This window comes from Brevibacterium ravenspurgense (genome assembly GCF_001584615.1).
Taxonomy (GTDB): Bacteria; Actinomycetota; Actinomycetes; order Actinomycetales; family Brevibacteriaceae; genus Brevibacterium; species Brevibacterium ravenspurgense.
The window spans coordinates 141,096-152,542 of record NZ_LQQC01000012.1; the positions used below are offsets into that span (position 1 = coordinate 141,096).

Sequence of the window (11,447 nt, forward strand, 5' to 3'; positions counted from 1 at the left end):
GCGGTCACTTGGCGCCGTCCTCAGCGGGGTAGACGCCGACGACGTCTTCGATAATGGTGTTGGCCAGCAGCGTTTCGGCGGCCTTCTTCACCTGTTCGAGGACTTCGGGCGTGGGTTCGCCGTCGTGTTCAAGCTCAAAGCGCTTGCCCTGACGGACAGCGAAACCGGAGAATCCCAGACGGTCGAGTCCGGCTCCGATGGCCTTGCCCTGGGGATCGAGGATTTCGGGTTTCGGCATGACCTCGACGATGTAACGTGCCACCTGCGCTCCTTGGTGTTCTCCGGTGATGACGGCGCCATCATCTTAGCAACGAACAGGGTCTCCCAATCAGGCGCCGGCTGACTGTGCGGGGAAGGTGTCTCCCGTGATCCTTTCGAAGGCCTCGATGTAGCGTGCCGAGGTCTTCTCGATGATGTCCTGGGGCAGCTGCGGGGGCTGCTGACCGCTGTTCTTGTCCCAGCCCGAGGCGGGGCTTGTGAGCCAGTCGCGCACGAACTGCTTGTCAAAGCTCGCCTGCGACTTTCCGGGCTGGTAGGCGTGTGCGTCCCAAAACCGCGAAGAGTCCGGGGTGAGCACCTCGTCGCCCAGCACGATGTCTCCCGCGGCATTGCGGCCGAACTCGAACTTCGTGTCGGCCAGGATGATGCCGCGCTCGCGGGCGATTTCCTCTGCCCGCGCGTACACCTTGAGCGTGAGCTCCCGCAGAGCCTCAGCGTCGTCTCTGCCGATCATGTCGGCGGACTTTTCAAACGTGATGTTTTCGTCGTGTTCACCGACTTCGGCCTTTGCGGCGGGCGTGTAGATCGGTGCGTCCAGGCGATCGGATTCGCCGAGCCCGTCAGGCAGCTCGACACCGCAGACCGCACCGGTCTCCTTGTAGTCGGCCAGCCCCGAACCGGTCAGGTAGCCGCGGGCCACGCACTCGATGGGGAACATGGTGAGCGGTTCGCAGATGAGTCCGCGGCCAGCAACCTCAGCGGGCACATCGGCGGTCACCACGTGGTTGCCGACGATGTCCTTCAGCTGGTCGAACCACCACGTGGACAATCCGGTGAGGACTGCGCCCTTGTGGGGGATCTCGGATTCCAGCACGAAGTCGTACGCGGAGATTCGGTCGGAGGCGACCATCAGCAGCGACGGGGCGTCCGCAAGCGATTCAGCGCTTTCGGGCACGTAGAGGTCGCGTACCTTGCCGGAGTAGACGTGCTTCCATCCGGGAACGACGGTGGCCTCAACCTGGTGGCCTGTCATCGGCTTCCTCCCTGCGGGATCGTGATGCGGTTTTCTTCTGCCAGCTGGGCAATGTCGGTGCGGTGGTGCTCACCGCGCCACCGGATGAGGCCCACGGCCTCATAGGCGCGGGCGCGGGCATCAGCGAGGTCCGCGCCAAGTGCGGTGACGGACAGCACGCGACCACCGCTGGTGGTCAGCTCTCCGTCCTCTGCGGTCGAGGTGCCGGCGTGGAACACGTGCACGTCTTCCAGAGCGTTCGCCTGCTCAATGCCGGTGATGACATCGCCCGTGGCGGGGTCGGCCGGGTAGTTCTCCGCGGCCATGACGACCGTGACGGCCGATTTGTCTGCCCACTCAAGCGGCGGCAGCTGCGCCAGTTCACCGGTTGCAGCAGCGTGCAGGACAGTGCCGAGAGGGCTGGTCAGACGCTGCAGAACAGCCTGGGTTTCGGGATCGCCGAAGCGGGCGTTGAACTCGATGACCTCAATGCCGTTCTTCGTCAGCGCCAGACCGCAGTACAGCAGCCCCACAAACGGGGTTCCGCGGCGAGCCATTTCATCGACGACCGGCTGTGCGACCTGCGCAATGACATCCTCGACCAGGCCTTCGGGAGCCCACGGCAGGGGAGTGTAGGCGCCCATGCCGCCCGTGTTGGGGCCCTCGTCGCCGTTGAGTGCGCGCTTGAAGTCCTGAGCGGGAGCCAGCGGGACCGTCGTGGTGCCGTCGCACAGAACGAACAGCGACACCTCGGGACCGTCGAGGAAGTCCTCAATGACAACCCGGTCGGCCTCAGCCAGGCAGGCGCGGGCGTGAGCCAGAGCCTCGTCTCGATCAGACGTGACGACAACGCCCTTGCCGGCAGCCAGACCGTCGGCCTTGACGACGTGCGGGGCGCCGAAGCGGTCAAAGGCCTCTTCGCATTCGGCCAGGGACGTCGCGGTGACCGACTGCGATGTGGGAACCCCGGCGGCCTCCATGATCTCCTTGGCAAAGGCCTTCGAGCCTTCGAGCTCCGCGGCGGCAGCGTCGGGGCCGAAAACAGCGACCCCAGCTTCCCGCAGAGCATTGCCAACACCGGCGACAAGGGGCGCTTCCGGGCCGATGACCACAAGATCAACAGCAAGTTCCCGTGCGAGGGCCACGACCGCCTCGGGATCGGTCATCGCGACACTGCGGACTTCGCATTCCTGTGCCATCCCCGGGTTGCCGGGTGCCGCGTAGAGCGCGTCCACTCCCGGATCGGCGGCCAAACCAGTGACAAGGGCGTGTTCGCGGGCGCCCGAACCCAAAACCAAGACCTTCACACCGGCAGTTTAACGGCCTGCGCCACACGTGCTCAGACGTGACCTCGCGCTGGCCTGCGCTTAGGGTGGAGCGCATGCAGACCTTCACCGCAGACAGTGCCGAAGAGCTCGCCGTCGTATCCCGTTCCGACTTCGTCGAATCGCGGCACATCGGCTCGGCGGTCATTGTGGACCCCAGTGGTGCCGTCGTCGCCTCGATTGGCGCACCGGAAGAGCCCGTGTTCGTCCGGTCATGCCTCAAACCGCTGCAGGCGATCGCGTGCATGGAGCTGGGTGTGCCTTTGTCCGGCGACGCCGCCGTTGTGGCAAGCGCCAGCCACCGGGCAGAAGCCGACCACGTGTCGGTCGTGAAGAACATGCTGTCCTCGGTCAATCTCAGCGAAGATGATCTCCAGTGCCCTTCCTGCGCCCCGGCTGACGCTGATAACCGTGCGGCCATGCGCATGAGCGGCATGGCCGAATCGCGCCTGTTCTTCAACTGCTCCGGCAAGCACGCTGCTTTTCTCATGGCGCAGAAGATCGCCGGCGGACGGCCGGAAGACTACCTGCGCCCCGATTCGCTCGTGCAGAAACAGGTCCGGAAGACAGTCGAAGAGTTCTGCGGCGAAGCCCCCGCGGCCGCTGGAATCGACGGCTGCGGGGCTCCCGTGTACGCGCTGAGCCTTCCCGGCCTGGCCCGCGGAATCGCCGCAGCGGCCTCCGGGAAAACCGAAAGCGCCCAGCAGCTCATGTCGGCTGTCCTGGCCAGCCCGTGGGCTATTGAAGGTCACGGGCGTGAAAACTCGGTCGTCATAGAACGGCTGGGAATCCTTGCCAAAAAGGGCGCTGAAGGAGTGTCCGTCATGGCCACACCGGACGGCTGGGCTGCCGCGGTGAAAGTGCTCGACGGATCATCCCGCCCAGCCTCACTCGTCGCCCTGCGCCTGCTCGCAGCCGCCGGTGCCGTCAACATGGAAGCAGCGCTGGGCGTCCTGTCCGACATCGCCCCGCGCGTCACCGGTGGGGCTGACGAACACGGCCGGGCACTCGACGCGGGCGAGGTCCTGCCCGGTGCCGGTCTGCTCGCAGCCGAGTCGGCACTGACCGCAGCCCGCCCCGACAACCGGGCCGGCACCTCGTCAGACAACCAGACAACGTCCCACGCAGACACAGCCGAACAGCATTGAGGAGCATCATGAGCATCCGCCGTCGCATCGACCCCGCTGAGGGCCGCCAAGCACTCGAAGTCTGGCAGGAGTGGCGCAAACACCAAAGCGGTGATGTCGACAGGGGCACCCTGGCCACCGCCGTGCGCTACACCGTCGAGGAATTCGCAGAACGCCACCCCGGTGGTGCGGTCGAAATCCGCATCCCGCCGTTTGCCGCAGCCCAGGCCATCGAAGGCCCCAAGCACTCCCGCGGAACACCCCCGAACGTCGTCGAGGTCCAGCCCGAGACCTGGCTCCTGTTGGTCACCGGTCAGGTCGACTTTGCTGACGAGGTGGAGGCCGGCCGGGTGGACGCCTCCGGCACCCGCTCTGACCTGAGCGAGCACCTGCCGCTTCGCGGCGTGCTCTAGAATCGTCTGCCGATCAGCAAACCGCTGAAGCTCAGCCGTCTGGAGAGAACCCGATGAAGAAATCCGCCCTCGTTTCGGTCCGCCGCGCCCCGAAGTACGGTGCCTTTGCCGCCGTCGGCGCGCTCGTCGGAGTCATCATCGCCGGAGTGCTGGCCTTCCTTCCCCTCAACATGGGAGATCTGAGCCAGGAATACAGCCGCGGTGCCGTCGTCGGCATGGGCGTTGTCCTGCTGGCCATCACCGGAGCCGTTCTCGGTGCTGGTGTCGCACTCGTCATGGACGCGGTTCTGCGCCGCAAGGCTCGCACCGTTGAGGTCACCGGCCACTACGAAGAGCAGGGCGGGGAAGAGGCCGACTCGGCAGAAGCCAGCCCGGCAGAAGCCGAAGCAGCAGACAAAGCCGGCGGCTCCTCGCTCGAACTCAGCCCGGAAGAGCAGAAGACCAAAACGGAAGCCGAACAGGCCCGCGAAGACGGCGAAGCCTGAGCCCGGCTCGGCGTGTGGAACAATAGCGAACGTGGCACGTGCAGATGGACTCCTGACAGCTGTTGTTGACCCCGCCGACAAAGGCCAAGACGAATGCGGTGTCTTCGGCGTGTGGGCGCCCGGCGAAGAAGTTGCAAAGCTCAGCTACTTCGGCCTCTACGCCCTGCAGCACCGAGGGACACAATCAGCTGGCATCGCCGCCTCGAACGGCGAGCAGATCCTCGTTTTTCGCGACATGGGACTCGTCTCCCAGGTGTTTGACGAAAACGACCTCGAAACCCTTCCGGGGCACATGGCCATCGGCCACACCCGCTACTCAACAACCGGCGCGCACGCCTGGGAAAACGCCCAGCCCACCCTGGGACCCACGGGCTACGGTTCCGTCGCACTGTGCCACAACGGCAACCTGACGAACTTCGACGAACTCCAGGCGCTCGCCGACGAACGGCTGGACAAACACCGCGAAGTCGTCGCGGCCCACAAGCAGAAGCGCCGCCGCACGCGCGCGCACCGTGATTCGTCGTCGGACACATCGCTCATCACCGAACTGCTCGCATCCTCTGACGCCGACAACCTGACGGATGCGGCGCTGGGCCTCCTGCCGCAGATCAAGGGTGCTTTCAGCCTCGTCTTCATGGACGAAAACACCCTGTATGCCGCGCGCGACCGTCACGGTGTGCGTCCGCTGGCTCTGGGCAAAATCGACCGCGGCTGGGTTGTGGCTTCAGAAACCGCCGCACTCGACATTGTGGGTGCTTCCTTCGTCCGCGAAATCCAGCCGGGCGAACTCATCGCAATCGACGAAGACGGCCTGCGCAGCCACCGCTTTGCCGAAGAAAAAGCCGCTCGCTGCGTCTTCGAGTATGTCTACCTGGCTCGCCCCGACAGCGTCATCAACGGCAAGACAGTGCACAGTTCGCGCGTCGAAATGGGCCGCCGCCTGGCCCGTGAGCACGCAGTTGACGCCGACCTCGTAATCGCGACCCCGGATTCCGGTACGCCCGCCGCGGTCGGCTACGCAGAAGAATCCGGCATTCCGTTCGGCCAGGGGCTCATGAAGAACGCCTACGTCGGCCGCACGTTCATTCAGCCCTCGCAGACCATCCGCCAGCTGGGCATTCGCCTCAAACTCAACCCGGTGAAGGAGAACATCGAGGGCAAGCGCCTGGTGGTCGTAGACGACTCGATTGTCCGCGGCAACACGCAGCGTGCACTCATCCGCATGCTCCGCGAAGCGGGTGCCAAGGAAATCCACGTGCGCATCTCCGCACCGCCGGTCAAATGGCCGTGCTTCTTCGGCATCGACTTCGCCACGCGTGCCGAACTCATTGCCAACGGGCTCGACACGGACGAGATCTGCCGGTCCCTCGGCGCGGACTCCCTCGGCTACATCAGCTTGGACGGCATGATCGAGGCAACCGAGCAGAACAGCAGTCAGCTGTGCACTGCCTGCTTCTCCGGCGACTACAAGATTCCGGTGCCGCCGGAAGCCGATCTTTCTGACAAAGAACTCTCTGGAACATCTGGAACAAAGGACAGCTGACATGACTCCGCCCAATTCCGCGACTGGCCCTCTGCACGGACCGGCTGCCTCCGCAGGCCGGGCGGACGAAGACGGCCACCGCCTGACCGAACGGCCCGAAACCACCTACGCTTCTGCCGGTGTTGACGTCGAGGCCGGTGACCGCGCGGTGGAACTCATGAAGTCGGCCGTGTCGGCAACCCACAACGCGAACGTCGTCGGAGGCGTCGGCGGCTTTGCCGGCATGTTCGACGCTTCTTTCCTCAAGGACTACGAACGTCCGCTGCTGGCATCCTCAACTGACGGTGTGGGCACCAAGGTTGCGATTGCCCAGCAGATGAACATCCACGACACGATCGGCTGGGACCTCGTGGGCATGGTGGTCGACGACATCATCGTCGGCGGTGCCAAGCCGCTTTTCATGACCGACTACATTGCCTGCGGCAAACTCGTTCCCGAACGGATCGCCGACATCGTCCGCGGCATTGCCGAAGCGTGCCGCGAAGCCGATGTTGCCCTAGTCGGCGGCGAAACCGCCGAACACCCGGGTCTGCTGGGTGAAGACGAATACGATGTGGCCGGTGCTGCAACCGGAGTCGTTGACGCCACCGACATGCTTGGCGCGCAGAAAGTGCAGACGGGTGACGTCCTCATCGGCCTTCCCGCTTCCGGCCTGCACTCCAACGGGTACTCGCTCGTGCGCCGCGTCATCGAAGACGCCGGCTGGGACCTGCATTCGCGCGTTGACGAATTCGGCCGCACCCTCGGCGAAGAACTCCTGGTGCCCACCCGCGTCTACACCGGTCAGCTGCTCGAACTGCTGGACAACCAGCCCGGTGCCGTGCACGCCATGTCGCACGTGACCGGCGGCGGCCTGTCCGCGAACATGGCCCGCGTCCTGCCGACCGGTTCGATCGGCATCATGCGCCGCGGCACGTGGGAAGTTCCCCCGGTGTTCAATGTGCTGGGCGACCTGGGCGGTGTGCCGCAGGCTGACCGTGAGCGCACCTGGAACATGGGCGTGGGAATGGTGCTCGTCGTCGATGCCGACCGCGTGGACGACGTCCTGGGCTCCTTCAGCGGTTCGTGGGTTCTGGGTGAAGTCGCCGAAGACAACGGTGAGCACTCATCTGACAGCTATTACGTCACCGGCGCCAAGGGCGTTGACGGTGGTGCGGCCATCCTCCTGGACTGATACGGCCCGGACCGGTGCCGCCTGATCCGGGCGGCACCTCGGCAGCAGCCGAAACAGGCCAGCAAGAACAGACAGAGGGGGCAGCCAGGCCAAGCTGGTTGCCCCCTCTGTCTGTGCAGACTCAGAGTCCGTCAGTCGTCGTCGGAATCGTAGTCTGCGTACTTCTCTGCGTATTCGGAGTAGTCAGGATCGTCGTCGTACTGGTCGTAGTCGTCCGATCCTGATTTGCCGGAAAGCTCCCGCTGAAGAGCGGAAAGGTCTGTTTCGGGGCTGTAGTACTTGAGTTTCCGGGCTACCTTGATCTGCTTTGCCTTAGCGCGGCCGCGACCCACAGGCGTCGACCCCCTCTTCGTCGATCCAGGGCACCCAAGATAGGCCCCGGTTTGAGTTTGCGTGCTTCAGTTCGGCGTCATTCTATCGGACCCCTATGCACTTTGCCATTTGAGACGGCCCATAAGACGATCGTGGGACCCGTGTGCGGCTAGGGTAGACGGTATGGCTTATGAGCGCAGGTATCAGGTTTGTCTGCGGGTTTTCGAACCGCTTGACGCGCATCCGGAACTCGGCGACTACCCGGTGTCGGACAACCGCTCCATGATCGAGGAGCTCGTTGCCGCCGATGCTGATGCGCGGCTGATCAGCTTTCCTCCCGACCCGGTTGCAGACTCCTACCGCGGCACCCCGATTTTCCTCACGGCAGAAGAGTGGGGTGATGGGATCACCCGAGTCTGTCCCGTGCAGGACGATATTCGCTCGTGGCACGCGGTGGAGGCTTTGGCGGAGAACGTGTCGCGCGATGAGCTCGACATGCTCGTGCCGAAGTCGGCGCGCAGACGGGCCGCCGCCAAACGGGTTGAATGGATGCAGGACGACCCTGATGAGCGGGTGTTCACCCGCACCGCCGCGTGGGAGGTTTCTCCGGTGTGGTGGCTCGCCTTCGATCTTGATGCTGACCGGATCAGAACTGACGAGGCGGAAGACGGCTCCCAGCGCACCTTCATCAGGACGGACATTGTGGCTGCCTCTGCTCGCGTGGACTGGGCTCTGGCTGTCATCCGCGAGAAGTCCCGGCTGCGTGCCGTTGTCGAATCTGCGGCACAGTTCGGCACGTGGCTGGAGACCTTTGATCCGAACGCGGTTCTTGAACTCGACCTGGGCGGCATGACGGGTGTGCTTGATCCGGAGCAGGCGCAGGACTACGTCGATTCGTGGGTTGATGCGCTTGATTCGGATGACTACGACAGTGCGGTCGCGGCCTTCAACCTGTACACGGAGGCCTGGGAGAAGCTGGGTCTGTTCTCGCGCTCAAGCTGAGGCGCGATACTGAACCGCCCCTGCCGGATGTCGTGGCGGTGGGCTATATGGCAGTCAAGCGCCAGGGACTGAAGACGTCGCTTCCGTTCGGCCCAGCACTCTTGATTGGCACCGCAGCTGTTTCTATCGTTGTAGCGGTGTGAAGGAAGGATGAGAGATGGACAACTCGGTACAGCTGTCAGCTGCCGAAGCTCCAGGGTTTCTGTGGCTGCTGGGTGAGTTTCCGATCCTGTGGATCGGTGCTCTCATCTTCATTGTGGTCATTGCGCTGATGATGCGCAGCGTCATCGGGCTGCGCAAGGGAACCAAACCCGCAGGCTCGGCGCGCGGATTCGACCTGGACGGTGAAGTCATCGGTGCTCATCTGCGGATGGAGCACTCGCCGTTCACCGACGAACCAGGGTCGCGAATGAAGGCGGGTCTTGAAATTGCTGTCCGCGACGGAGGCAGGACAGTGGTGTTCACACCGCCGGAGGACTGGATGGCCGGCTTCCACATCAAGATCCAAAAGGCGTTCGGAGCAGGTGGGGCGTTCATCCCAGGACTCGATGTCCCCGCGGGGCAGACAGTCAGCAGACGTGCTGAACCGCCGGTGCCGGTGAAGGCCAAGCGGACGGGACCAGGAACCTACGACTGGTACGTGATCTGAAGCCTGCGCGCAGAGGCACGCTCCGCCTCGGCGGCCGAATGCTTCAGACCAGCTCCAGGCGGCGGCAGCGCGTGAGCTGAACCCGGGGACAGGCGGAACATGGGAGGATAAGGGCATGGTTCCTGCTCACAACTCCAGTTCCGGCCGCCGGCTTCTGTTTCCCCGCGTTGCGGGGCGCGGCCGTGAAAAGCCGGCTGCGCCCACGCCCGTGCGGCACAACATCCGGGGAGTGTCATTCGACAAGTTCGGTCTGCGCTCGATCGACATGGAGCACGAGATCACAGCAATCGACACGCTCGCGCACAAACACCAAGACCGCGTGGTCACCTTCGCCGTGGACCGTCCCACCCCGGCGCAGCTGAGCGAACTCGAGGACGTGTGGGACCTGCACCCTCTGCTGGTGGAAGACCTCGAAGCGAAAGAACAGCGTGCCAAGGTCGAACGCTACGGCGATGTTCTGTTCGTCGTGGTCAACTCGGTTGTCTACCGGGACTCAAAAGAAGACATCGACATCGGTGAAATCCACGTGCTCATGCGGGGCAATCAGGTGGCGATCCTTTGCCAGAATCAGGCTGCCGCGGAAGCGTGGCACAGCCGTTCGGCTCAGTTCATTGAGCGCTGGTCCGAGCAGGACAGCCTGTTGGAGCACGGCCCCGAGGCCGTCATTCACGCACTGATGGATTCGCTCGTCGACGATTACCCGCGGGTCCTGCGAGGACTCGAACTGGACAAAGAGCAGATTGAACGTCAGGTGTTTTCGGGTGATCCGGCGGTTGCCGAACGCATCTACCGCCTGTCGCGTGAGGTCATTGAACTGCAGCAGGCCTCGTCGTCGATGATGGGTGTGATCCGCCGTCTGCTCGTCGGCATCACGCGCCACGGCTATGGAAAAGACGAAGAGCTCCAGACCTATCTGGAAGACGTGTCTGACAACCTGGCGACGGTCATTCCGGACATCTCTGAACTGCGGGATGCGCTCAACCAGATTCTGCAGGTCAATTCGACACTTGTCTCACAGCGGCAGAACGACGACATGAAGAAGATCTCCGGCTGGGCGGCTATTCTCTTCGCCCCGACGCTCATCGGTGCGATCTACGGTATGAACTTCACGAACATGCCGGAGCTCAGCTGGCCGCTGGGCTATCCCATGGCGATCGGGGCAATGGTCGCCTTGGCCGTGGTTCTGTACGTGGTGTTCAAGAAAAAGGGCTGGATGTAAGTGGATTTCGCTCGCGCTTTTCCCGCCGCGACGACACTGTCTGTTCCGCGGGAGCTTCTTGCAGACATCCGGGATGCGCGATTGGCGAAGCTTCTCGCAGGTGAAATCGACGAAGCCGAGTACGAATCCGATATGCGCGCAGCCCGGCTGTCGGCCTATCGCCGGCTTTCCGATGACGGCCTGTATGAACCGCACGCGATTCCAGCTGACTTTGCCCACGGTTCGGTGCTGGTCTCGACCGCGATTGTGCTGGGGCTCATCGGCGGTTCGACTTCCCACGTGAGCCTGCGGGCTGAACTTGATCTCGAAGCACCCGCGGGGCTGAGTGGCGCCGCGGCGCCTGTTGCCGGGTCCGTGCGTCCGGGGCGGCTGTTTGATCTGCGGGCTGAAGCGCACGATGAAGAAGGCATCGACGTCCGCCCGGTGCTCGCCGGTCCGGCCTCTGTTATCCGGGCTTTTGCTCCGGGGATTGCCGATGATGCTGCCGGGCAGGGGTGGGTGGATGTGCTCGCGTCCGCTTACTCCGAAGTTCTGCGGCTGTTGGCCGCCGATGGAACCGTGTGGGTGCAGATCGACGAACGGTTCGGTGAACCCGGCGAGCCCGGTGACGCTGTCGGGCAGCTTGCCGGTCGGGTGTGGGAGATCATTGCGAATCTCGAGGTGGATGCTGCCCGCCCGCGCATCTTCGCCGTGGGTGCCCCGCACGGGACCGCGGTTGAGGCAGTTCTCGTTGAAACCGCTGAAGCGGCCGAACAGTGCGGGGACGCTAAAGCCGTGCTCGGTCTGGGCGACGACCCAGAAGCCGCAACAGCTGCGCTGATCAGCGTCGGAGCGCAGTTTCGCACCGCAGTTGCAGGAACAGCCGAAGAAGCACGAGCAGCTGTCCTCCGCCTCGTCATGGGATAGGGGAGAGGCACGCGAAAGCCGCACCTCGGCAGCCGTTCTAATAGAACGCGCCCGTCACTAT

13 protein-coding genes are annotated in these 11,447 nt (G+C 64.0%); 9 read left to right on the top strand and 4 right to left on the bottom strand.

What is annotated here, in order from left to right; genetic code table 11:
• Nucleotides 1-4: 4 nt before the first annotated feature.
• From purS to purD, 3 genes are all read right to left on the bottom strand, one after another.
• A complete protein-coding gene (gene purS, locus Bravens_RS09260) occupies nt 5-262 on the bottom strand; it encodes a phosphoribosylformylglycinamidine synthase subunit PurS (protein ID WP_061941593.1) in 258 nt (85 codons plus the stop codon).
• 66 nt (nt 263-328) lie between these two features.
• A complete protein-coding gene (locus tag Bravens_RS09265) occupies nt 329-1,252 on the bottom strand; it encodes a phosphoribosylaminoimidazolesuccinocarboxamide synthase (protein WP_062022731.1) in 924 nt (307 codons plus the stop codon).
• Nucleotides 1,249-2,538: a phosphoribosylamine--glycine ligase gene (gene purD, locus Bravens_RS09270; protein WP_062022734.1), complete on the bottom strand. Its 1,290-nt coding sequence runs from the start codon at nt 2,536-2,538 to the stop codon at nt 1,249-1,251. The genes Bravens_RS09265 and purD overlap by 4 nt, the downstream gene beginning before the upstream one ends.
• A gap of 74 nt (nt 2,539-2,612) precedes the next feature.
• Here purD and Bravens_RS09275 point away from each other — a divergent pair, with 74 nt between their 5' ends.
• The 5 genes from Bravens_RS09275 to purM are packed head-to-tail and all read left to right on the top strand — an operon-like array spanning nt 2,613 to nt 7,298.
• Entirely contained in the window at nt 2,613-3,704 is a 1,092-nt protein-coding gene (locus tag Bravens_RS09275; RefSeq protein WP_062022736.1) for an asparaginase, read from the top strand.
• A gap of 8 nt (nt 3,705-3,712) precedes the next feature.
• A complete protein-coding gene (locus Bravens_RS09280; RefSeq protein WP_062022740.1) occupies nt 3,713-4,096 on the top strand; it encodes a sterol carrier family protein in 384 nt (127 codons plus the stop codon).
• A 53-nt stretch (nt 4,097-4,149) separates the two neighbouring features.
• Nucleotides 4,150-4,581 carry a hypothetical protein gene (locus Bravens_RS10720; protein ID WP_062022742.1) on the top strand — a complete coding sequence of 144 codons (432 nt, stop codon included), beginning with the start codon at nt 4,150-4,152 and terminating at the stop codon, nt 4,579-4,581.
• Between the two features lie 31 nt (nt 4,582-4,612).
• Entirely contained in the window at nt 4,613-6,124 is a 1,512-nt protein-coding gene (purF, locus tag Bravens_RS09290) for an amidophosphoribosyltransferase (protein WP_062022745.1), read from the top strand.
• Nucleotide 6,125: 1 nt separating this feature from the next.
• On the top strand, nt 6,126-7,298 hold the full coding sequence (purM, locus tag Bravens_RS09295) for a phosphoribosylformylglycinamidine cyclo-ligase (RefSeq protein WP_244878151.1): 1,173 nt from the start codon (nt 6,126-6,128) through the stop codon (nt 7,296-7,298).
• Nucleotides 7,299-7,429: 131 nt separating this feature from the next.
• On the opposite strand, the gene Bravens_RS09300 is transcribed toward purM, so the two are convergent.
• The gene (locus Bravens_RS09300) at nt 7,430-7,630 is read right to left on the bottom strand and encodes a DUF3073 domain-containing protein (RefSeq protein ID WP_019175876.1); all 201 of its coding nucleotides are present in this window, start codon (nt 7,628-7,630) and stop codon (nt 7,430-7,432) included.
• A gap of 163 nt (nt 7,631-7,793) precedes the next feature.
• Between Bravens_RS09300 and Bravens_RS09305 the strand changes: the two genes are divergently transcribed.
• The 4 genes from Bravens_RS09305 to Bravens_RS09320 all read left to right on the top strand — a co-directional run bounded on the left by Bravens_RS09305 (nt 7,794) and on the right by Bravens_RS09320 (nt 11,386).
• Entirely contained in the window at nt 7,794-8,612 is an 819-nt protein-coding gene (locus Bravens_RS09305) for a DUF8083 family protein (protein WP_062022748.1), read from the top strand.
• Nucleotides 8,613-8,769: 157 nt separating this feature from the next.
• Nucleotides 8,770-9,261 carry a hypothetical protein gene (locus Bravens_RS09310; protein ID WP_062022750.1) on the top strand — a complete coding sequence of 164 codons (492 nt, stop codon included), beginning with the start codon at nt 8,770-8,772 and terminating at the stop codon, nt 9,259-9,261.
• A gap of 115 nt (nt 9,262-9,376) precedes the next feature.
• Nucleotides 9,377-10,480, top strand: a complete 1,104-nt coding sequence (locus Bravens_RS09315) for a magnesium and cobalt transport protein CorA (RefSeq protein WP_062022753.1) — start codon at nt 9,377-9,379, stop codon at nt 10,478-10,480.
• On the top strand, nt 10,481-11,386 hold the full coding sequence (locus Bravens_RS09320; protein ID WP_062022756.1) for a hypothetical protein: 906 nt from the start codon (nt 10,481-10,483) through the stop codon (nt 11,384-11,386).
• Nucleotides 11,387-11,447: the final 61 nt, after the last annotated feature.